Annotated in this window: 21 protein-coding genes; 12 read left to right on the top strand and 9 right to left on the bottom strand. The window is 69.4% G+C overall.

Annotation, left to right across the window (positions count from 1 at the left end; all coding sequences use genetic code 11):
• Nucleotides 1–18 precede the first annotated feature (18 nt).
• The 3 genes from MA876_RS10050 to MA876_RS10040 form a co-directional block, all read right to left on the bottom strand.
• Nucleotides 19–981, bottom strand: a complete 963-nt coding sequence (locus MA876_RS10050; protein ID WP_372491512.1) for an ABC transporter permease — start codon at nucleotides 979–981, stop codon at nucleotides 19–21.
• Nucleotides 978–1,982 carry an ABC transporter permease gene (locus tag MA876_RS10045; RefSeq protein WP_248148336.1) on the bottom strand — a complete coding sequence of 335 codons (1,005 nt, stop codon included), beginning with the start codon at nucleotides 1,980–1,982 and terminating at the stop codon, nucleotides 978–980. Before MA876_RS10045 ends, MA876_RS10050 begins: the two co-directional genes overlap by 4 nt.
• 87 nt (nucleotides 1,983–2,069) lie before the next feature.
• Entirely contained in the window at nucleotides 2,070–3,764 is a 1,695-nt protein-coding gene (locus MA876_RS10040) for an ABC transporter substrate-binding protein (protein WP_248148333.1), read from the bottom strand.
• A gap of 171 nt (nucleotides 3,765–3,935) precedes the next feature.
• On the opposite strand from MA876_RS10040, the gene MA876_RS10035 reads away from it, so the two are divergent.
• The 3 genes from MA876_RS10035 to MA876_RS10025 all read left to right on the top strand — a co-directional run bounded on the left by MA876_RS10035 (nucleotide 3,936) and on the right by MA876_RS10025 (nucleotide 5,915).
• A complete protein-coding gene (locus MA876_RS10035) occupies nucleotides 3,936–4,799 on the top strand; it encodes a spermidine synthase (protein WP_248148330.1) in 864 nt (287 codons plus the stop codon).
• Between the two features lie 70 nt (nucleotides 4,800–4,869).
• On the top strand, nucleotides 4,870–5,397 hold the full coding sequence (locus tag MA876_RS10030; protein ID WP_248148327.1) for a tetratricopeptide repeat protein: 528 nt from the start codon (nucleotides 4,870–4,872) through the stop codon (nucleotides 5,395–5,397).
• A 29-nt stretch (nucleotides 5,398–5,426) separates the two neighbouring features.
• On the top strand, nucleotides 5,427–5,915 hold the full coding sequence (locus MA876_RS10025; protein WP_248148324.1) for a SprT-like domain-containing protein: 489 nt from the start codon (nucleotides 5,427–5,429) through the stop codon (nucleotides 5,913–5,915).
• 2 nt (nucleotides 5,916–5,917) lie between these two features.
• Here the strand turns inward: MA876_RS10025 and MA876_RS10020 are convergent, their stop codons facing one another.
• Together MA876_RS10020 and MA876_RS10015 are read right to left on the bottom strand one after the other, a co-directional pair.
• Nucleotides 5,918–6,544, bottom strand: a complete 627-nt coding sequence (locus MA876_RS10020) for a 2-phosphosulfolactate phosphatase (RefSeq protein WP_248148321.1) — start codon at nucleotides 6,542–6,544, stop codon at nucleotides 5,918–5,920.
• A 17-nt stretch (nucleotides 6,545–6,561) separates the two neighbouring features.
• Nucleotides 6,562–7,284, bottom strand: a complete 723-nt coding sequence (locus MA876_RS10015; RefSeq protein ID WP_248148319.1) for a DUF1345 domain-containing protein — start codon at nucleotides 7,282–7,284, stop codon at nucleotides 6,562–6,564.
• A gap of 46 nt (nucleotides 7,285–7,330) precedes the next feature.
• Between MA876_RS10015 and MA876_RS10010 the strand changes: the two genes are divergently transcribed.
• Nucleotides 7,331–7,831, top strand: coding sequence for a hypothetical protein (locus tag MA876_RS10010; protein WP_248148318.1), 501 nt, complete (start codon nucleotides 7,331–7,333; stop codon nucleotides 7,829–7,831).
• A gap of 107 nt (nucleotides 7,832–7,938) precedes the next feature.
• On the opposite strand, the gene MA876_RS10005 is transcribed toward MA876_RS10010, so the two are convergent.
• Together MA876_RS10005 and MA876_RS10000 are read right to left on the bottom strand one after the other, a co-directional pair.
• Complete coding sequence (locus tag MA876_RS10005) at nucleotides 7,939–9,387, bottom strand: ABC transporter permease (RefSeq protein ID WP_372491510.1); 1,449 nt, start codon at nucleotides 9,385–9,387, stop codon at nucleotides 7,939–7,941.
• Entirely contained in the window at nucleotides 9,384–10,169 is a 786-nt protein-coding gene (locus tag MA876_RS10000) for an ABC transporter ATP-binding protein (RefSeq protein ID WP_248148316.1), read from the bottom strand. Before MA876_RS10000 ends, MA876_RS10005 begins: the two co-directional genes overlap by 4 nt.
• A 135-nt stretch (nucleotides 10,170–10,304) precedes the next feature.
• Here MA876_RS10000 and MA876_RS09995 point away from each other — a divergent pair, with 135 nt between their 5' ends.
• Nucleotides 10,305–10,994, top strand: a complete 690-nt coding sequence (locus MA876_RS09995) for a hemerythrin domain-containing protein (protein WP_248148314.1) — start codon at nucleotides 10,305–10,307, stop codon at nucleotides 10,992–10,994.
• A 291-nt stretch (nucleotides 10,995–11,285) separates the two neighbouring features.
• Here the strand turns inward: MA876_RS09995 and MA876_RS09990 are convergent, their stop codons facing one another.
• Together MA876_RS09990 and MA876_RS09985 are read right to left on the bottom strand one after the other, a co-directional pair.
• Nucleotides 11,286–11,924 carry a response regulator gene (locus MA876_RS09990; RefSeq protein ID WP_308221652.1) on the bottom strand — a complete coding sequence of 213 codons (639 nt, stop codon included), beginning with the start codon at nucleotides 11,922–11,924 and terminating at the stop codon, nucleotides 11,286–11,288.
• On the bottom strand, nucleotides 11,921–13,066 hold the full coding sequence (locus MA876_RS09985; RefSeq protein ID WP_248148312.1) for a sensor histidine kinase: 1,146 nt from the start codon (nucleotides 13,064–13,066) through the stop codon (nucleotides 11,921–11,923). Before MA876_RS09985 ends, MA876_RS09990 begins: the two co-directional genes overlap by 4 nt.
• Before the next feature lie 194 nt (nucleotides 13,067–13,260).
• Between MA876_RS09985 and MA876_RS09980 the strand changes: the two genes are divergently transcribed.
• The 7 genes from MA876_RS09980 to MA876_RS09950 all read left to right on the top strand — a co-directional run bounded on the left by MA876_RS09980 (nucleotide 13,261) and on the right by MA876_RS09950 (nucleotide 20,344).
• Nucleotides 13,261–14,109: a nitrilase-related carbon-nitrogen hydrolase gene (locus MA876_RS09980; RefSeq protein ID WP_248148310.1), complete on the top strand. Its 849-nt coding sequence runs from the start codon at nucleotides 13,261–13,263 to the stop codon at nucleotides 14,107–14,109.
• Between the two features lie 2 nt (nucleotides 14,110–14,111).
• Complete coding sequence (hydA, locus tag MA876_RS09975; protein WP_248148308.1) at nucleotides 14,112–15,554, top strand: dihydropyrimidinase; 1,443 nt, start codon at nucleotides 14,112–14,114, stop codon at nucleotides 15,552–15,554.
• Nucleotides 15,555–15,562: 8 nt separating this feature from the next.
• A complete protein-coding gene (locus tag MA876_RS09970) occupies nucleotides 15,563–16,579 on the top strand; it encodes a TIGR03842 family LLM class F420-dependent oxidoreductase (RefSeq protein WP_248148304.1) in 1,017 nt (338 codons plus the stop codon).
• Between the two features lie 65 nt (nucleotides 16,580–16,644).
• Nucleotides 16,645–17,511, top strand: coding sequence for an ABC transporter permease (locus MA876_RS09965; protein ID WP_248148889.1), 867 nt, complete (start codon nucleotides 16,645–16,647; stop codon nucleotides 17,509–17,511).
• Nucleotides 17,508–18,311 carry an ABC transporter ATP-binding protein gene (locus tag MA876_RS09960; protein WP_248148300.1) on the top strand — a complete coding sequence of 268 codons (804 nt, stop codon included), beginning with the start codon at nucleotides 17,508–17,510 and terminating at the stop codon, nucleotides 18,309–18,311. Before MA876_RS09965 ends, MA876_RS09960 begins: the two co-directional genes overlap by 4 nt.
• Nucleotides 18,308–19,129, top strand: a complete 822-nt coding sequence (locus MA876_RS09955) for an ABC transporter permease (RefSeq protein ID WP_248148297.1) — start codon at nucleotides 18,308–18,310, stop codon at nucleotides 19,127–19,129. The genes MA876_RS09960 and MA876_RS09955 overlap by 4 nt, the downstream gene beginning before the upstream one ends.
• A gap of 42 nt (nucleotides 19,130–19,171) precedes the next feature.
• Nucleotides 19,172–20,344, top strand: coding sequence for an ABC transporter substrate-binding protein (locus MA876_RS09950; protein ID WP_248148294.1), 1,173 nt, complete (start codon nucleotides 19,172–19,174; stop codon nucleotides 20,342–20,344).
• Nucleotides 20,345–20,420: the final 76 nt, after the last annotated feature.

Genomic DNA, 20,420 nt, shown 5'->3' with positions numbered 1-20,420 from the left:
CACCCTACCCAGGTGCTTTCAGCGCTTGCGGGTCCGGGGATCCATCGCTTCGCGCAGAGCCTCGCCCAGCAGTGTGAAGCCGAGCGCGGTGATCGTGATGCAGATGCCCGGCAGGAACGCGAGCCACGGGGCGACCGCGAGCTCGAGCTGCGCGTACGTGAGCATGCGTCCCCACTCGGCGGTCTGCGGCAGACCGCCGCCGAGACCGAGGTACGACAGCGCGGCAGCCTCGATGACCGCCGTCGCGAGCGACAGCGTGCCCTGCACGATGACCGGCCCGACCGAGTTGGGCAGCACGTGGCTCATCGTGATCGTTCCGCGCCCGAGGCCGAGCGTCTGCGCCGAGAGCACATAGTCGGCCGTGCGCTGCTGCAGCATCGACGCGCGCAGCAATCGCGCGAAGATCGGCACCTGCGCGACACCGATCGCGATCATGATCGACAGCTGATTCTGGCCGAGCAGAGCCGCGATCGAGACCGCGAGCAGCAGGCTCGGGATCGAGAGCATGATGTCCACGACGCGCATGATGAGCGTGTCGACCCAGCCGCCGAACATGCCGCAGAGGAAGCCCAGGATGATGCCGCCCAGCAGACCGATCGCGGTGGAGATGACGCCGATCAACAGGGATGCCTGGGCGCCCCAGATGAGTTTCGAGAGCACGTCGCCGCCGAAGCGGTCCAGGCCGAGAGGGAACTCCGGGATCTCCCCCGGCCCGGGGATGTGGGTCGGAGTGATGTATCGCTGACCCGGAAGGTCGGTCGGTCCGTAGGGCGCGAGGATCGGAGCCAGAAGAGCGACGAGCAGGAAGAGCCCGATGATGATGGCACCGACCCAGGCGCTGGGGTTGCGCACGAGGCGGCGGAACACGCCGCGCCAGAATCCACCGCCGCCGACGCGCGCCGACATCAGCTCACGATCGTCCACCGAGGTGTCGTCGACGGGACCGCCCATCGGGGCGGGAGGAAGCATCGCCGAGGTCATTGGACCCTCACTCTCGGGTCGATGAAGCTGTAGGAGACGTCGACCAGCAGGTTGATCAGCGCATAGCCGATCGCGATGAAGATGATGAAGCCCTGCAGGGCCGGGTAGTCCCGGTTGAAGATCGCGCGATACATGAACGACCCGATCCCGGGATACGCGAAGACCGTCTCAGTCAAGACGGCCCCCGAGATGAGCAGTCCCACCTGCAGACCGATCGTCGTGATGACCGGCAGCAGGGCGTTGCGCAGGATGAACCGCTGGCGGATGGTCCCGGTCGAGATGCCCTTCGCCATACCCGTGCGGACGTAGTCCGAGTTCTGCACCTCGAGCACCGAGGCGCGCGTGATGCGGACGATGATCGCGAGGGGGATCGTCGCCAGCGCGATCGCCGGAAGGATGAGGTGCAGGAACGCGTCCCACGCGGCATCCCACTCCCCGGTGATGATGCCGTCAAGCACGTAGAAGCCGGTGTAGTGCGTCGCATCCATCCTCGGATCCTGTCGCCCTTCGGAGGGCAGCCACCCGAGCTGGACGGCGAAGATCCACTTGAGGATGAAGGCGAGGAAGAACACGGGGATCGTGATGCCGAGCAGGCTCGCCCCGACCAGCACGTGGTCGGCGGCCTTCCCGTGACGGCGCGCGGCGAGGTACCCGAGCGGGATGCCGACGCCGACAGCGATGATGATCGCCCAGAAGCTCAGCTCGAGGGTCGCCGGCAGCCGCCGCAAGAACTCCTCGACGATCGGCGCCCGCGTCTGCGTCGAGACGCCGAAGTCGCCCTGCAGCAGTCGGCCGAGCCACGTGAAGTACTGCTCGATGAGCGGGCGGTTGAAGCCGTAGAGCTCGTTGATCTGCTCGATGGCTTCGGGGGTCGCGCGCTCGCCCAGGAGCGCGACAGCAGGGCCGCCCGGAAGGGAGCGGACCCACAGGAACAGCAGGATGGACAGACCCAGCAGGGTCGGGATGAGCAGGAGGAGCCTCTTGCCGATGGTGCGTAGCACGGGGGTGGTCTCCGGGGGATCGTGGGTCGAGAGCGGCGATGCGCCTGCCACGGGCCGGAAGGGGCCCGCGGCAGGCGCGGATCGGGCTTACTCGCTGAGCTCGATCAGGTTGTAGACCTCGTCCTGCACGGGGCTCGCCGGGTACGACGTCACGCGCGCCGCGAAGGCGAGCGTGGGCACCGGGTGGGCGAGCGGGATGCCGGGGAGGAACTCCATGATCTGCTCGTTGATCGCCTGGTAGGCGGCCGACTGCTCCTCTTCGGTCGCGAGACCGCGGGCTGCGGTCAGCGCGTCGAAGAGCTCGGCATTGTCGAAGCCCCACTCGTTGGTCGGCAGGCCGAAGAACGTGCCCACGAAGTTGTCGGGGTCGTTGTAGTCGCCGGTCCAGCCGAGGAGGTGGATGCCGTGGTCACGGCCGCCCTGCATGAGGTCGAGGTAGTCGCCCCACTCGTTCGACACCGGGTTGAGCACGATGCCGACCGCCTGGAGCTGGCTCTGCAGGTTCGTGAAGATCTGCTCCGGGTTGGGCATGTACGGACGCGAGACGTTCACGGGGTAGTTGAACGTGATCGTCAACGGGTTCGCCTCGGTGTAGCCGGCTTCGGCCAGGAGCGCCTTGGCGGCCTCGGGGTCGTAGTCGTACGTCGTGACGGCGTCGTTCCAGCCGATGACGCTGTCGGGCATGAACTGCGTCGCCGTCTCGGTGCCCTCGGGCAGAACCTGCGTGATGAGCTGGTCCTTGTCGATCGCGTGGGCGATCGCCTGGCGCACCTTGATGTCCGCGAGGGGCGACGGCGACCCGGCCTCGGGCAGCGGCGCACCCGTCGACTGGTTCATCGCGAGGTAGAGCACGTTGAACGGGTCGCGGTTGACGAGCACGAAACCGGCGTCCTCGAGCGCGCCGAGGTCGGCGGGTGCCGCGAGGTCGTAGCCGTCGATGCTGCCCGACTCGAGCGCCTGGCGACGGGCGGTGGTGTCGCCGATCACCTGGAAGATGACCTCCTGGACCTGACCCTGCTCGCCCCAGTAATCGTCGTACGCGCTGAGCGTGACGGACTCGCCGACCGCCCACTCGTCGAACTTGAAGGGTCCGGTTCCGGTCGGGTGGCCCGAGCCGTACTCGCTCTGCGTGGGTGCGTCGGCCGTGCCGCCCACCTCGTCGGCGTTGTACTCCTGCAGCGCCGTCGGGCTCTGGATCGCGAACGCCGGGAGCGACAGCGCGGGGATGAATCCGGCGAAGGGCTCGGTGAGGGTGATGGTGACCTCGGTGGGGCTGGATGCTTCGCAGCTGCCGTAGATCGAGGTGCCGGTCTCTTCGAACCCGCGCATGATGACGCCCCAGTAGTAGGCCATGCTCTGGCTCGCCGCGACGCCCGTGAAGGAGTTCTGGCGGTCGAAGTTGAAGCACACCGCGTCGGCGTTGAACTCGGAGCCGTCCTGGAACGTCACGCCCTCCTTGAGGGTGAACGTGTACGACAGACCGTCGTCGGACTGCGTCCAGCTCTCGGCGAGAAGCGGAGCGGGGTCGGCCGTGCCGGGCTCGACGCCGACGAGACCCTCGAAGATCTGCCGCGAGACGCGGAACGACTCGCCGTCGCTCGCGAACGCGGGGTCGAGGCTCGAGACGTCGCCCGATGCGCCGAAGACGAACGTGCTGTCGACCTCGCCGCTGCCTTCGTCGCCCGAGTCGTCGCGCTGGCTCGCGCAGGCGGAGAGAGCGAGAGCGCCGATGGCGACCATCGCGGCGCCGGCGAGCCAGCGCTTTCTCGTTGAGTGGAGCATCTGCTGTGCACCTTCCGTAGGAATGCGGCCCGTCGCGCTGATGGCGCCCGGGGCCGCGGGGGTGTGATCCCTCGACGCTACCCGCGAGCGACTGTCGCGACCATTACACCTATGTCTCGATTGTGTTTCGCTCCGACCGACCGGGCGCGGCCTTGCGGATACCGTGGTTCCATGGCACGCGCGCGGATCGAGGCATCCATTCCCGAAGTCCGCCTCTCGGACGGACGGATCGCACGCGTCGTGCCGTCGGCCTTCGCGGGGGGTCTCGAACTCGACGTCGACGGCACTCCGCAGTCGCACGTCGACCTCGACGACCCGACGCACCTGCACTTCGAGTACGTCGCGCGCATGGGCGCGGTGATCGACAGGCTCCGGATGCCGGGCCAGCCGTTGACGGCGGTGCATCTCGGTGGCGGGGGCCTGACGATCCCGCGCTACGTCGAGGCGACGAGGCCGGGGTCCAGGCAGCAGGTCGTCGAACTCGAGCCCGCCCTGTGGGACCTCGTCCGCGAGAGCATGCCGCTGCCCTGCAACGCGCAGATCCGCGTGCGGATCGGCGATGCGCGCGCCGGCCTCGCGCGCATGCCCGCGGCGCTGCGCGGCAACGTCGACCTGCTCGTGTCCGACGTGTACGCGGGCGCCCAGACCCCCGCGCACCTCACGACGCTCGAGTTCTACCGCGAGGCGGCCGACCTGCTCGCGCCCGACGGCGTCCTCCTCGTCAACGTCGCCGACGGCGCGGGCCTCGCCTTCGCCCGTCGCCAGATCGCGACGGTGCAGACGGTGTTCGACCACGTCATCGTGCTCGCCGAGGTGCAGGTGCTCAAGGGGCGCCGCTTCGGGAATCTCGTGGTCGCGGCATCCCCCACTCTCCTTCCGACGGAGTGGCTGCCGCGGCTCATGGCGGCAGGTCCGCACCCCGCCAAGGTCGCGCAGGGCGCCGAGGTCGACGAACTCGCCCGCGGCGCGCGGATCGCGACGGATGCCGATTCCACCGCGTCCCCGAAACCCGCGGCGTCCCTCTTCGAGCGGTGACGGGCGTGCCGGTCGTTCGTCGCGGCCCGGCCCGTGCACACTGGAAGAGGCCGATGACGGGAGGCGCCGAGTGAGCTACATCAAGGGGTACGACCCCGAGACCCTGCGCGAGATCATCGATCCCCACCAGTGCCGCGATCGCCTGGACGAGATCGGGGAGCAGCGCTCCCTGCCGGCGCTGCTCGAGCGCGTGTGGCTGCTGAAGGTGCTCGGACGCCTCGATGACGCCCTCGTGCTGTCCGAGCAGTCGGTCCGGGTCGCGCGCATGGCCGGCACGCGCAAGGACCTCCTGCGAGCGCGCATCCTGCACGCGACGGTCGAGCAGAGCCGCGGCGCGTACGCGGCCGCGGAGCATGAGCTCACGACGTGCGTCGAGGAGGCCGAGGGGCAGGGTTGGTCGGCGATCGCGGCGTTCGCCGCGCAGCACCGGGGCAAGGTGCACTTCGACGCCGGTGACTTCCCCCTGGCCCGCGACGACTTCAAGCGCGCACTGTTCCTGCGCCAGGAGGCCGGAGCGTCCGACGGCCAGCTCGAATCCACTCTGCTCGCGATCGACGCCGCCGACCGTCGGCGTGCGTACGCAGCCATCGCCGGCTGAGTGTCGCACCTCTGTTCTAACGTGCTCGCATGACCGAACTGCATCGCGTGCGCGTGTGGGCCGAGGCCCTGATCTCCGCGCACCTCGACCCCTCGTGGTCGTTCGCCTTCGACAACGCCAAGCGCCGGGCGGGTCTGTGCGACTACACGCGCAAGCGCATCAGCGTCTCGCGCTACCTCGCGGCGCGCTACGAAGACGACGACAACCACCAGACGCTGCTGCACGAGGTGGCGCACGCGATGGCGGGGCCCGCGGCCGGTCACGGCCCCGCGTGGAAGAAGATCGCGCGCGACCTCGGCTACGTCGGCGGCACGACGCACCACGGCGAGACGGCGACCGAACTCGCCCCGTGGGTCGGCGTCTGCCCCGCGGGCCACAGCGCCTATCGTCACCGTCGCCCGACTCGCCCGACCTCGTGCGCGAAGTGCGCGCCGCGTTTCGACGAGCGCAACCTCTTCCGCTGGACCCGCCGCGAGATCAGCCCCGCCGCGCGTCTCGCGGCGATGACCCCGCGCTGACGTCAGGCGGCGACGAAGACGCCGTCGCGCAGGACGGGGGCGACGGATGCGGCATCCACCTCCGAGGCGTTGAGCACCTCGTCCCGGCGGTCGCGGTCGAGCAGCTCCTGACCCGACCCACTCGCGGTGAGCAGGTGTCGGACGGCGGGGCGCAGGCCGCGGAACGACTCGCACGCGGCGGCCGCCTCGGGGGACGTGTGATCGATGCCGAGCGAGCTCAGCGCATCGACGACCGCGCCCGCGCCGAAGAGGTCCTCGACGGCGAACCGGAGCGTGCCGTCGCCGTCGAGCTCGCCGGCTGCGAGGACCGCGATGCTCGTGCGCGTGCCGCGGCGCTGCTGCTCTTCCAGCACGGCACGGGCGACGGCCGAGGGGTTGCGCAGGCACCCGAGCAGGACGACCGCGCCGGCGGCGGCCGCCGCTTCGGCGAGCGGAGCGCCGTTGATCGAGACTGCGCGGGCCGCGGCATCCATCGCCACGGACTCTCCGCGGGCGACGGCATCCGTCACCGTCGTCGAGAACCGCAGCACGTCGACCACGATGACGACGTCGGCGGGCGCGAGCCGCGCGAGTCCGTCGAGGCCCCAGTCGAGGCGGACCTGGTAGCGATGCTGATCGAAGGGAGGCACCCTCCGACCCTAGGCGGTCAGCTCGACCCGCCGAGGAAGATGACGGTGATGAGCATCGCGATGATGACGGTCGCGAAGGCGAACGACACGAGCGTGTGCCCCGTGACGATCCGTCGGGCCAATGGTGACATGAGCGAGACGTCCGATGTCGAGAACGTCGTCTGCACTTGGACGGCGAGGTAGATGTAGTCCGCGAAGATCCGGCCGCGGTCGTTGTCGGGGAACTGGAAATCGCCCGTCGGCGCATCGGCGCGCGCGTAGTGCAGCGCGTAGGCGACGATCGTGACCGCCCACGAGGCTGCGACGACGACGCAGCTGAAGACGACCGTCACGATCTCTCTCGTGAGTCCCGGCCAGACGGTGAAGACCAGCACGGCGGCGATCGCGATGATCGACCACTGCACGCCGATCGTCGGGCCGGTGCCCGAGATGATCGCGCCGAACTGCCCGGCGCGGCTCTTCGGCTGCGACCCCAGGAGCACCTGCTTGAGCCGCGGCGCGTCGAGCTTGGTGAAGAAGACGAGCGTGTGCACGAGATACGCGATCGACCACCCCGCCGAGAAGGCGAACAGGCACAGCACGATGGAGTCGCCCGCGACGCTTCCGCCCGTGATCAGCACCAGCAGGAGTGTGATGGCCGCCGACGTGAACCCCGCGCCGCACGCGTACCCGAGGCGGACGATATCGAAGGCGACGCGCGGAACGGGCGGGGCGGAGTCCGGAGCCGACGGAGTCGTCATGGTCACACGATGCCACGACGCACGGCCGCGGTGCGAGACTGGGCCGATGCGGATCCTCCTGAAGCTCGAGATCGACTGCGATCCGGATGCCGCGTGGCGCGCCGTCCACTCCCCACGCGCCGTGGCCGAGCTCTATGGTCCGCTCCTCCAGCTCGAACCCCTCGTGCCGAGCGGGATGCCGACGGCGTGGGAGCCGGGGGACGACGTGCCCGTCTCGCTCTCGGCGCTGGGCGTCCTGCCGATGGGGCGGCAGCTCATCCACATGAGCGAGCGGTTCGTCGACGAGCCCGCGGGGCGTGTGCGCATCTTCCGCGACAGCGGCATCCCGCTCACGGGTCCGCTCTCGAGCCTCGACGTGTGGGACCACCAGATGGCGATCTCGCCCGTCCCCGGCCACCCCGATCGCACCCTCTGGCGCGATCGGCTCGTGATCGGCGGTGCCTCTGCGCCGCTCCTGTGGCCCGTGCTGTGGTCGACGTGGCAGTGGCGTGCAGCCCGCATCCGAGCGCTGGCGCCGACGTGGGCGCACGACCCCGCGGCGGCGTGACGCGCTGAGGCGTCGAACCCACACGAATTCGCCGAACCCACACGATCCGGCCGGCGGAATCGTGTGGGTTCGAGCGAAATGTGTGGGTTCGACGGGGTGATGGATGCCTACTCGGCGAGCGCCTCGACCGGCGCCACGCGCGTCGCGAGCCGCGTGGGGGCGACCGCTGCGACCAGGGTGAGCACGGCCGTCGCGACGACGATCGCCACGATCGGCCAGAACGGGATCGCCGGCAGCACGAACGTGGGTGACATCCACAACGGCGGCACCTGCACCGAACCGAGGAGCGACTGCGCTCCAGCCCAGCCGTAGACGATGCCGAGCGCGAGCCCTGCGACGGTCGCGGCGATCGTGATGTGCGCAGCCTCGAGCAGCACCATGCGCCGCACCTGACCGCTCGAGACGCCGAGCGCGCGCAGGAGCCCGAGTTCGCGCGTGCGCTGATGCACGCCGATCGTGAGGAGGTTCACCAGGCCCACGGCGGCGATGACCGCCGAGACGCCGACGAGGCCCATCATGATGCCCGAGAACGTGTCGATGAGGGTCGTCATCTCGGCGGGGGGCTCGCCGCCGCCGGATGCCGCGAGCACCGATTTCACCGTCTCGAGCGCGACCGCGAACATCGTCACGAGCGTCACGCCCATCACGACGCCGATCGCCATGCGGCTCGACCGCTCGGGATAGCGCAGGGCGTTCTCGGCAGCGAGCTTCGCCGTCGCCGAACGGCCGAACCAGCGCCCGACGAGACGGAGCACCGGGGGCATGACGAGCGTCGAGGCGAGGGCGAGACCGGTGAACGACAGAACCCCGCCGAAGAACGCGATCACGACGCCGAGCGGCGAGACGAGTCCGACGAGGATGCCGAGCGCGAGGAGCGCAGCGCCCGAGATCAGCAGCGCGAGAGCGGTGACGTTGCGTCCCTTGCGACGTGCGACGTCGGTGTGGGATGCCTCGACCGACCCGCCGAGGGCCTGCAGCGGCGTCACTTCGAGCACCTTGCGCGAGCCGACCCAGGCAGCCGCCCACGTCGTGAGGGCGACGACGATCGCCGGAGCGACGAGCTCGGGGCGCACGACGGCGTAGTCGAACGAGAGGCCGAATGCGCGCTGCGCCGCGAAGACCCCGACGACCGCGAGCGCGATGCCGCCGACGAGCCCGACTGCCGCCCCGATCGCTCCCACGACGAGTCCCTGCCGGGCGACCTCGGCGCGCTGCGAGCGCGCGGAGGCCCCGATGAGGCGCATGAGCGCGATGCGCCGCGTGCGCACCGCGACGACGGTGGCGAACGTGTTCGCCGTCACGATCGCGCCGACGTAGAGCGCGAGGGCGAGCAGCAGCACGGTGAGCACGCCCACCACGACCGCGAGGATCTCGCTCTCGCCGATGTAGGGGTTGTTCTGGAGCATCGCCCCGATGAAGCCCGTCGCCGAGATGAGCACGACGCCGAAGGCGCTCGAGATCGCCGCGACGAGGATGCTGGCGCCCATCCCGCGTTCGCGCAGCCAGGCCAGCGGAGCAGCTGCTTGACGGCGCGGGGCGGCGGCGAGCGCGGTCACGAGGTCACCGCCGCGGTCTTCGTGTCGTGCAGCTCGGACGCCAGCATCCAGCTCGAGATCTCGTCCGCCGACTGCCGCGGCTTGTCGGCCACGATGCGCCCGTCGCCGAGGAAGAGGACGCGGTCGGCGTGGCTCGCCGCGATCGGGTCGTGCGTCACCATCGCGATCGACTGCCCGTGCTCGCGGCTCGCGGCCGCCAGCAGTGCGAGAACTTCGCGGCCGCTGCGGGAGTCGAGGTTGCCGGTCGGCTCGTCGGCGAAGACGAGGTCGGGGGCCGTCGCGAGCGCACGGGCGATCGCGACGCGCTGCTGCTGCCCGCCCGACAGCTCGTGCGGCCGGTGCCGCAGCCGCGACGTGAGCCCGAGCGTCTCGACGAGGCCGTCGATGCGCGCGCGCTCGAGCGTCGAGGGACGACGCCCGTCGAGGTCGAACGGCAGCAGGATGTTGCCGATCGCGTCGAGCGTCGGCACGAGGTTGAACGACTGGAAGACGAACCCGACGCGCCGACGGCGCAGGATCGTCAGCTCGAGGTCGGACAGCCCCGTGATGTCGGTGTCGCCGATCCAGGCGCGACCGCTCGTGGGTGCGTCGAGCCCGGCCATGATGTGCATGAGCGTCGACTTGCCCGAGCCCGAGGGCCCCATGATCGCGGTGAACTCACCGCGGCGGATGCCGACGCTCACCCCTTCGAGCGCGTGGACGGCGCCCTCGCCGGTGCCGTAGGTCTTGGTCAGCTGCTGGACGCGGGCGGCGAGCCCGAGGTCGGTCGAAGTGATCTCCATGCCTCGAACGTACGGATCGGCATACCGCCGTCGCGTCGGCCTGGCGAGGCATCCGGCTACATCTCGAGGATGATCCTCTTCCGCGCCGGGCGCGCGCGTCGTAGTGTCTGCACCGTCAGCGTCGAAGGAGCCGTCATGACCGCAACACCACTCCCGCCGAGCGGGGATCCGCCCAGCGGACCCCGGACGTGCGATGCGAGCGGAATGGCCGAGATCCATCGCATGTACAAGGTCGGCTTCGGCGAGGGACCCGCACTCGTGCGCGGCGTGCACAGCGGCGACACCGCGCACGCCGAGGTCGTCGCGACGCAGCTCGACCTGCTGTCCACGTCGCTGCACGCCCACCACGAGGGCGAGGACGAGCGCCTGTGGGGAACCCTCGTCGAACGCGCACCGGCGTGCGCCGCCCATGTCGAGCGGATGAAGCAGCATCACGCGGCGATGCTCGTCGAGCTTCAGGCGATGGATGCTGCGCTGCCCGCGTGGCGCGCGTCGGCGTCGTCGACCGAGGCTGCTCCGCTGATCGCGGCGCTCGACGGCATCAACGGTGCGCTGGCGATCCATCTGCCCGACGAGGAGGCGAACATCGTGCCCGTCATGGAGCGCACGATCACCGAGAAGGAGGTCGAGTGGTTCGCCGAGCACGGGCGTGCCTCGACCCCGAAGGGCCAGACCTGGAACTCGCTCGGCGCGATCCTGTCCGCACAGCCCGACGGCGGCCAGGAGTGGCTGCAGAAGCACCTGCCCGGGCCGGTGCGCCTGCTGTGGCGCTGGGTCGGCAAGCCCCGCTACGAACGGACGCGCGCCGCGCTCGAGGGCCGCTGACCGCTCGGGCTCGCTCACTCGGCGTGTCGCGGCCCACGGCGTGTATGCCTCAACGCCATTGAACTTCCCGCTCACACACCAGGTCAGGACGACTGATACCTCCACGGCAGTGAACTTCCCGCTCACACACAGGTCAGGACGACTGATACCTCCACGGCAGTGAACTTCCCGCTCACACACAGAGGCGACGGCGGTGCGCTACCTCAGGGTGTGAGCCGGAAGTTCAATCGAGAAAGGAGAGCACCGCGTCGCCCGCGACACGCCCGGCACTCGGCACCATGGCGAGCGGACTCAGGCCAGACCGTGGTCGAAGGCGAACACGACGAGCTGCACACGATCACGCAGCGCGAGCTTCGTGAGGATGCGGCTGATGTGCGTCTTGACCGTCGCCTCCGACAGGAACTCGCGTCCCGCGATCTCGGCGTTCGACAACCCGCGGGCGGCCAGCGCGAAGATCTCGCGCTCGCGGTCGGTGAGCTGCCCGTAGGAATCCGGTACCGGCCGCGACGCGGCATCCGACACCTGCGCGAAAAGGTCCCGGGTCGCGGATGCCGCGATGACGGCCGATCCCGCATGCACCGTGCGGATCGCGGCCAGGAGGAACTCGGGGTCGGCGTCCTTGAGCAGGAACCCGCTCGCGCCCTGTCGGATCGCACGCGCGGCCGCCTCGTCGAGGTCGAAGGTCGTGAGCATCACGATGCGGGGCGGGTCGGCATCCTGCAGCAGCTCGGCGGTCGCGGTGAGGCCGTCCATGACGGGCATGCGGATGTCCATCAGCACGACGTCCGGCCGCGTCTCGCGCACGATCGCGAGCGCCTGTGCACCGTCCGACGCCTCCCCCACGACGTCGAGATCGGCCTGGGAATCGATGAGCATGCGGATGCCGGCACGGAACAGCGCCTGGTCGTCGACGAGCACGACGCGGATCACGGCATCCCTCCGATCGGGATCCTCGCATCGACGACGAACTCGCCCGCGACCGCACCCGCCTCAAGTCGACCGCCGACGAGCGACGCGCGCTCGCGCATGCCGACGAGGCCGTGACCTCCGCCGGCGGTCACCGACGCTGTCGCGAGAGGGTTGCGCACCCGCAGCTCGACGCGGTCGGCACGCCACGCGAGGGAGACGTCGACGGGCCCGTCGCCGTGACGCATCGCGTTCGTCAGCGCCTCCTGGAGGATGCGATACACCGCGAGCTGCACGGCGGCCGGCGGCTCGCCCGGCGGTGCGGGATCGACCGACACCCGCAGCTCGACACCCGCGTGGCGCACCTGGGCGTAGAGCCCCTCGAGGTCGGCGAGCGTAGGCTGCGGCCCGTCCGACTGACTGTGGCGCAGCTGCGTCAGGAGCAGCCGCACGTCGGCGAGCGCGCTGCGAGCGGTCGTCGAGATCGTGCCGAGCGCGGCGGTCGCCGCAACGGGATCGGATGCCGCGGCATACCGCGCACCGTCGGCCTGTGCGATCACGACGGCGAGGGAGTGCGCGACGACGTCGTGCATATCGCGCGCGATGCGCACCCGCTCCTGCTCGACGACCGCTTCGGACTCGGCGCGCTCCTGCGCTCGGCGGTTCTCCCTCGCTCTGATCGCCGTGCGCACGAGGGCGCCCGCCGTCCAGGCCAGCAGAAGGGCGAATGCCGCGGCGAACAGCACGACGATCGCGAGAGGAACGGACTGCCAGGATGCGCCCACCCCGAACCACCCCGTCGCGAACAGGTAGACCGTGATGGTGACGGCGCCGACGAGCGAGGATGCGAGGCCCAATCGGAACACCGTCGTGGTTCCGTAGGCCGCGGTCGTGTAGAGCACGGAGAAGATCGCGATGTTCGCAGGGACCGGCCCGAGGCCGACGATCATCTGGAGGACGGCGCCGATCCACGCGACGCCGAGCGCGCGCCCAGGCGCGGCGCGCCGGAAGCCGAGCGCGACCGACATGGCCGCCGTCACCACGACGCCGTTGAGGTCCTCCACGGGCCAGCCGCCCTGCGCGAGAAGGGCGACGCAGAAGACGAACAGCGCGACGGCCGCGCAGGCGTCGATCACGATCTGGTACGGCTTCATGGGACGGAACACGATTCTCACGCTACGTCGCGGCGAGGGCCGCGGCATCCATCGCTCGGTGTATTCCGCGTCATCCTGCGGACTTTCCATTGGTCTGCCCAGCCCACCATTGCGGCATCGGAGCGAAGGCTTTACTGTCGCGTCACGGGCGGAAACAGACGAGAAATGTCGACTCGCCAGGATCAACGAAGACGGACGGAGAGACGATGACGACGGTACGCGCAGCGATTTCGCAGACCACGTGGACGGGCGACAAGGAGTCCATGCTCGACAAGCACGAGGGCTTCGCGCGGGATGCCGCGGCCCAGGGCGCTCAGGTGGTGTGCTTCCAGGAGCTGTTCTACGGGCCGTACTTCGGCATCACGCAGGACAAGAAGTACTACCGTTTCGCGGAGTCCGCGGAAGGCCCCATCGTCCAGCGGTTCGCCGCTCTCGCGAAGGAGCTCGGGCTCGTCACCGTGCTGCCGATCTACGAAGAGGCCGAGACCGGCGTCTACTACAACACGAGCGTGCTCGTGGATGCCGACGGCACGATCCTCGGCAAGTACCGCAAACACCACCTGCCCCACCTCGACCGGTTCTGGGAGAAGTTCTACTTCCGCCCCGGCAACCTCGGCTACCCGGTCTTCGAGACCGCCGTCGGCCGCGTCGGCATGTACATCTGCTACGACCGGCACTTCCCCGAAGGGTGGCGCGAGCTCGGCCTCAACGACGCGCACATCGTCTTCAACCCGAACGCGACCAAGCCCGGTCTGTCGAACAGGCTGTGGGAGGTCGAGGGTCCGTGCGCGGCTGTCGCGAACGGCTACTTCGTCCTGCAGCCCAACCGCGTCGGGCGCGAGGACAACGAATACGGCGAGCTCGCCGTCGACTTCTACGGTACGAGCCAGGTGATCGACCCGCGTGGCAACTTCGTCGGCGAGCGCGGTTCCGGCACGGACGAGGAGCTCCTCGTCCGCGACCTCGACATGGACATGGTCCTGCAGATGCGGGATGACTGGCAGTTCTATCGGGACCGCCGGCCCGACTCCTACGCGAAGATCGCGAAGCCCTGATCATGGCGACGACACTCATCACGGGCGGCACGGTCGTCTCGGCCACGGGGCGCGCCGCGGCCGACGTCCTCATCGACGGCGAGACGATCGCGGCCGTACTGCAGCCGGGCAGTGAGCTGCTGGGGACGGATGTCGCGGCATCCGTCGACACCGTCATCGACGCGACCGGAAAGTACGTCATCCCGGGCGGCATCGACGCGCACACGCACATGCAGCTGCCGTTCGGCGGCACGTTCGCGAGCGACACGTTCGAGACGGGCACGCGCGCCGCGGCGTGGGGCGGCACGACGAGCATCATCGACTTCGCGGTGCAGAAGTACGGCGAGCGCGTCCAGGACGGCCTGGCACACTGGCACGAGCTCGCCGCCGGCAATTGTGCCGTCGACTACGGCTTCCACCAGATCATCGGCGGTGTCGACGACGACTCGCTCGCCGCGATGCGCGGGCTGCTCGATGAGGGCATCTCGAGCTTCAAGCTCTTCATGGCCTATCCCGGCGTCTTCTACTCCGACGACGCGCAGATCCTGAAGGCGATGCAGGTGAGCCGCGACACGGGGCTCATGACGATGATGCACGCCGAGAACGGTCCCGCGATCGACGTCCTCGCGGCGCAGCTCGTCGAGCAGGGCAAGACCGATCCGTATTACCACGGCATCGCCCGCGCGTGGCAGATGGAGGAGGAGGCGACGCATCGCGCGATCATGCTCGCGAACCTCACCGGCGCTCCGCTGTACGTCGTGCACGTGAGCGCGAAGCAGGCCGTCGAGCAGCTCGCCACCGCGCGCGACAAGGGATGGAACGTCTTCGGCGAGACGTGTCCGCAGTACCTCTACCTCTCGCTCGAGGAGCAGCTCGGCGCGTCGAGCGACGAGTGGGGGCGCTTCGAGGGCGCGAAGTGGGTGTGCTCCACTCCCCTGCGGTCGCGCGAAGAGGGTCACCAGGACCACATGTGGCAGGCGCTGCGCACGAACGACATCCAGATGGTCTCGACCGACCACTGCCCGTTCTGCATGAAGGGCCAGAAGGACCTCGGTCTCGGCGACTTCCGCGCCATCCCGAACGGCATCGGCTCTATCGAGCACCGCATGGACCTCATGTACCAAGGTGTCGTCACGGGCAAGATCACGCTCGAGCGCTGGGTCGAGCTCACCTCGACCACCCCGGCGCGGATGTTCGGCCTGTACGGCCGCAAGGGCGTCATCCAGCCCGGCGCCGACGGCGACATCGTCGTCTACGACCCGAACGGCCACACCTCGATCGGCTTCGGCGAGGGCAGGACCCACCACATGAACATGGACCACTCCGCGTGGGAGGGCTACGAGATCGACGGGCACGTCGACACCGTCATCTCGCGCGGCAAGGTCATCGTCGACGGCGGCGCCTACCTCGGCGCCAAGGGCGACGGCCGATTCCTCAAGCGCGGCCTGAGCCAGTACCTGACGTAAGGATCACGATGGACTTCGGAGTCGTCCTCCAGACCAACCCGCCCGCCGCTCGCACGGTGCAGCTCGCCAAGCTCGCCGAAGCGCACGGCTTCAGCCACGTGTGGACCTTCGATTCGCACCTGCTGTGGGAGGAACCCTACGTCGTGCACTCGGCGATCCTCGCCGAGACCAAGAAGGTCATCGTCGGCCCGTTCGTGACCAACCCCGCGACACGGGATTGGACGGTCACGGCATCCGTCTTCGCCACTCTCAACGAGATGTACGGCAACCGCACCATCTGCGGCATCGGCCGCGGCGACTCCGCGGTGCGCGTCACGAACGGCAAGCCCGTCACGATGGCAGAGCTCCGGGAGTCGATCCACGTCATCCGCGAACTGGGCAACTCGCGAGCCGTGGAGTACAACGGGGCGACGCTGCAGTTCCCGTGGAGTCGTGGCTCGTCGCTCGACGTGTGGGTCGCCGCCTACGGCCCGCTCGCGCTCAAGCTCGCCGGAGAGGTCGGCGACGGCTTCATCCTGCAGCTCGCGGACGTCGACATCGCCGAGTGGATGATCAAGACGGTGAAGGATGCCGCGTCCGACGCCGGCCGCGACCCCGAGTCGCTGGCCTTCTGCGTCGCGGCACCCATGTACATCGGTGAGGACTGGGAGCACATGCGCGACCAGTGCCGCTGGTTCGGTGGGATGGTCGGCAACCACGTCGCCGACATCGTCGCGAAGTACGGTCACCACGGCGCGATCCCGGATGCCCTCGCCGACTACATCGAGGGCCGCAAGGGGTACGACTACAACACCCACGGCAAAGCCGGCAACGACCACGTGGACTTCGTCCCCGACGAGATCGTCGATCGCTTCTGCATCCTCGGCTCTCCCGAGTACCACATCGCCAAGCTCGAGCACCTCAAGAGCATCGGCGTCACGCAGTTCGCGGGCTACCTCCAGCACGACAACAAGGAGGAGACGATGCGGGTGTACGGCGAGACCGTCATCCCGGCCCTCACGACCCACGCGACGGCGAAGAGGTGACGGCTCCGCCCGCATCGACCTCTCGCCGACGGCGGGACGCGCAGGCGCGCACGGCCTCGGCCGTGATGTGGGGCGTCCTGGGGATCGTTGCGGTTCTCGTGATCTGGGAGCTGTACAAGTTCCTCGGCCCCGCCGAGGGTGTGACGATCGGCGGCGACGGGTCGGCGGGCTCGGGCGTCATGATCCTGCCGCGCACCCACGATCGCGCGATGCCGCACGTGTGGGACATGGTCGCGCGGCTCTTCGAGTCCACGAGCGGCGGAGACACCCCGCCGCTCTGGGTCACCGTCGTCTCGGCGGCGCTCGTCACACTCGGCATCGCCGCCGTCGGGTGGATCATCGGCGTCGTCGTCGGAGCGATCCTCGGCCTCGCGATGCAGCGCTGGCGCATCGTCGAGTGGGGCCTGCTCCCCTGGATCGTCGTGAGCCAGATCGTCCCCCTCATCGCATTCGCGCCCGTCGTCAACGCGATCGGCAATCAGATCGATCGCGGCGGGACGCCGTGGCCGCAGTGGCTCTCGGTCGCCGTCATCGCGTCGTACCTCGCGTTCTTCCCGGTCGCGGTCGGCGTCCTCCGCGGTCTCGCGGCCCCCGACCGCATCCATCTCGATCTCATGCGCACGTACGCGTCCGGGTACTGGTCGACGCTCGCACGCCTGCGGATCCCCGCCGCCGTGCCGTATCTGCTGCCCGCCCTGCGACTCGCCGCAGCGAACGCCGTCCTCGGCGCCGTCGTCGCCGAAGTGTCGATCGGCATGCGCGGGGGCATCGGCCGCATGCTCATCCAGCTCGCGGGTCAGGCCTCGAGCGACCCCGCAGCCCCGTGGGGGCCGACCTTCGGGTCGATCGCCCTCGGGCTCATCGCCGCCGGTTCCGTCGCCCTCCTGGGTCTGGGCCTGCGCAACTATCGCCGAGGAGAGGCCACCGCATGACCGAGTCCCCCGCAGAGCTCGCCGTCAGCGCCGTCGGCGTCGGCAAGATCTTCCCCACGAAGGACGGCGACATCACGGCGCTCACCGGCGTCGAGCTGACGGTGTCGGCGGGCGAGTTCGTGTCGTTGATCGGACCTTCCGGATGCGGCAAGTCGACGCTCCTGCGCCTCATCGCGGATCTCGACCAGGCCACGAGCGGCGACCTGCAGATCTTCGGCAAAGGCGCACGCCAAGCGCGCCTGGATCAGGACTACGGCATCGCGTTCCAGCAGGCGGGCCTGCTGCCGTGGCGCACGGTCGCGGCGAACATCTCGCTGCCGCTCGAGCTGCACGGCACGGCGAAAGCAGCCCGCGCGGCGCGCGTCGCAGAGCTCGCAGAGCTCGTGGGGCTCACCGAGTTCATCGACCGCTACCCCGACCAGCTGTCCGGCGGCATGCAGCAGCGCGTCGCGATCGCCCGTGCCCTCGCGACGAGCCCGAAGCTCCTCCTCATGGACGAGCCGTTCGGCGCGCTCGATGAGATGACGCGCGAGCACCTGCAGTCCGAGCTCGCGCGGATCGCCGCCGAGACGGGGGCTGCCGTCGTGTTCGTCACGCACTCGATCCCGGAAGCGGTCTTCCTCTCGGACCGCGTGGTCGTGATGAGCCCGCGGCCCGGGCGTATCACCGACGTCATCGAGACCGGTCTCACCGGCGAACGGAACGAGAGCCTGCGGGAGTCCCCCGCCTACTTCGACCGCGTCACGGCCGTTCACGAAGCCCTGCACGGAACGCGCGTCGAGAGGGCGAACGAGCGATGACCGGGACCGCTCAGGCGCAGGACGTCACGCTCCGGCGCGTCAAGACCCGCAACCCGGATCGCGAGCCGCCGAGCTGGCTGCGCTTCGTCGCGCCGATCGTCGTCGGCGTGCTCATCGTCGTCCTGTGGACGATCTACGTCGCTTCGGGTGCGGCGCCACGGATGCTGCCGAGCCCGATCGCGATCGGCGAGGAGTTCGTCCTGCGCTTCCCGATCATCTGGGAGGACATGCTGATCACGGCGACGAACGCCCTGATCGGCCTGCTCGTGGGCGCCATCCTCGCGATCCTCCTTGCTGGTCTCGCCGCAGCGGCACGACCGATCGACGGCATGCTCGCGCCGCTCGTCGCGGCCCTCGCCGTCATCCCGATCGTCGCGATCACACCCATCCTCAACACGATGTTCGGGGCGTCGAGCCAGTTCGGCCGCCAGGCGGTCGCGACGATCGCCGCGTTCATCCCCGTGTTCGTCAACGTGCTGCGCGGTCTGCGGCAGACGCGCGCGGTGCACCGCGACGTGCTGCGCGCGTCCGCTGCCACGGGCGGCCAGACCTTCCGGTTCCTCACTCTGCCGACGGCCGTGCCGTACCTGATGACAGGGCTTCGGATCGCGGCTTCCCTCGCCGTCATCGCCGCCCTCGTCGCGGAGTACTTCGGCGGTCCCGCCGACGGCATCGGCACCGCCATCGCGACGTACGCCAAGTCGGGGCGCGCGGCGCTCGCGTGGGCGTACGTCCTCGGCGGCATCCTCATCGGTCTCGTCTTCTTCCTCGTGACATCGCTCCTGGAGCGACTCGCGACGAGGAGATCGCCGGTCTGACCGGCATTGCACCATCGCATCACCGAACCCGAAAGGAACAGCATGAGACACAGCACCGGGCGCGGCCTCGCCGCCCTGTCCCTGGCCGCCGTGACGGCCCTCACGCTCGCCGCGTGCTCCGGAGGCTCTTCGCCGGAGACCTCGGAGGGAACAGGCGACTTCGAGCCGCTCACCGACATCAGTCTGCAGCTGCAGTGGCTGCCGCAGGCCCAGTTCGCGGGCTACTTCGTCGCACTCGATCAGGGCTACTTCGAGGAGGAGGGCTTCGACAGCGTCGAGATCATCCCTTCGGGCGGCGACATCGTGCCGCAGGACGCCCTCGTCGCGGGTGACGTCGACTTCGCGATCGCGTGGGTCCCGAAGGTGCTCGGCACCCTCGAGACGAGCGGCGTCGAGCTGACCGACATCGCGCAGGTCTACCAGAAGTCCGGCACGCTGCAGGTTTCCTGGGCGGGCGACGGGATCACCGAGGTCGCCGACTTCGAGGGCAAGCGCATCGGCTCGTGGGGCTTCGGCAACGAGTGGGAGATCTTCGCCGCGATGGCGGCCGAAGGCCTCGACTCGACCGGCGTCTCGATCACGACGCAGGACTTCTCGATGAACGCCCTGCTCGACCGTGACGTCGACGCCGCGCAGGCGATGACGTACAACGAGTGGGCGCAGATCCTCGAGGTCGTGAACCCGGAGACGGGTGAGCTCTACCAGCCCGAGGACTTCGACGTCATCTCGTACGAGGACACCGAGGGGGCCATGCTGCAGGACGCGATCTGGGCCGACACCCAGCGTCTCGAGGACGACCCCGCCTACGCGGATGCGGCCGTCCGTTTCCTCAAGGCCGTCACGAAGGGCTGGGTCTTCGCACGCGACAATCCCGAAGAGGCGGCGTCGATCACGTACGACGCCGCGATCAACGCGGAGGCCGCCTTCCCCGTCGGTCCCGTCCACCAGCTGTGGCAGATGAACGAGGTCAACAAGCTCATCTGGGCCGGCGGCGACTTCGGTCTCATCGACCAGGCCGCGTGGGACAAGACGGTCACGGGAGCACTCTCGGCCAAGAACCAGGACGGCCTCGAGCTCATCACGACCGAGCCCGCGGCATCCGCCTTCTCGAACGAGTACATCCAGCAAGCGCTCGACGAGCTCGCCGAGGAAGGCGTCGAGGTCGGCGGCGAGTACACGCCGATCGACGTCGTCCTCACCGAGGGCGGACAGTAGCGGCTCCGGACGTTCCGTCCCGCCACGCGCGTTCGACGGCCGGGGTGTCGGTTGACCCCCGGCCGTCGAGCGCGCA

The organism is Microbacterium aoyamense (assembly GCF_023155855.1).
In the GTDB taxonomy this organism is placed as follows: Bacteria; Actinomycetota; Actinomycetes; order Actinomycetales; family Microbacteriaceae; genus Microbacterium; species Microbacterium aoyamense.
This window is presented reverse-complemented; position numbering and strand designations above follow the sequence as displayed.

Coding starts and splice junctions, on each gene's coding strand:
- hydA (WP_248148308.1), top strand. CDS start 14,112: ATGGCGACGACACTCATCACGGGCGGCACGGTCGTCTCGGCCACGGGG.
- MA876_RS09995 (WP_248148314.1), top strand. CDS start 10,305: ATGACCGCAACACCACTCCCGCCGAGCGGGGATCCGCCCAGCGGACCC.
- MA876_RS10015 (WP_248148319.1), bottom strand. CDS start 7,284: ATGACGACTCCGTCGGCTCCGGACTCCGCCCCGCCCGTTCCGCGCGTC.
- MA876_RS10010 (WP_248148318.1), top strand. CDS start 7,331: ATGCGGATCCTCCTGAAGCTCGAGATCGACTGCGATCCGGATGCCGCG.
- MA876_RS09950 (WP_248148294.1), top strand. CDS start 19,172: ATGAGACACAGCACCGGGCGCGGCCTCGCCGCCCTGTCCCTGGCCGCC.
- MA876_RS10050 (WP_372491512.1), bottom strand. CDS start 981: ATGACCTCGGCGATGCTTCCTCCCGCCCCGATGGGCGGTCCCGTCGAC.
- MA876_RS10035 (WP_248148330.1), top strand. CDS start 3,936: ATGGCACGCGCGCGGATCGAGGCATCCATTCCCGAAGTCCGCCTCTCG.
- MA876_RS09970 (WP_248148304.1), top strand. CDS start 15,563: ATGGACTTCGGAGTCGTCCTCCAGACCAACCCGCCCGCCGCTCGCACG.
- MA876_RS09980 (WP_248148310.1), top strand. CDS start 13,261: ATGACGACGGTACGCGCAGCGATTTCGCAGACCACGTGGACGGGCGAC.
- MA876_RS09960 (WP_248148300.1), top strand. CDS start 17,508: ATGACCGAGTCCCCCGCAGAGCTCGCCGTCAGCGCCGTCGGCGTCGGC.
- MA876_RS10025 (WP_248148324.1), top strand. CDS start 5,427: ATGACCGAACTGCATCGCGTGCGCGTGTGGGCCGAGGCCCTGATCTCC.
- MA876_RS09965 (WP_248148889.1), top strand. CDS start 16,645: ATGTGGGGCGTCCTGGGGATCGTTGCGGTTCTCGTGATCTGGGAGCTG.
- MA876_RS10000 (WP_248148316.1), bottom strand. CDS start 10,169: ATGGAGATCACTTCGACCGACCTCGGGCTCGCCGCCCGCGTCCAGCAG.
- MA876_RS10040 (WP_248148333.1), bottom strand. CDS start 3,764: ATGCTCCACTCAACGAGAAAGCGCTGGCTCGCCGGCGCCGCGATGGTC.
- MA876_RS09955 (WP_248148297.1), top strand. CDS start 18,308: ATGACCGGGACCGCTCAGGCGCAGGACGTCACGCTCCGGCGCGTCAAG.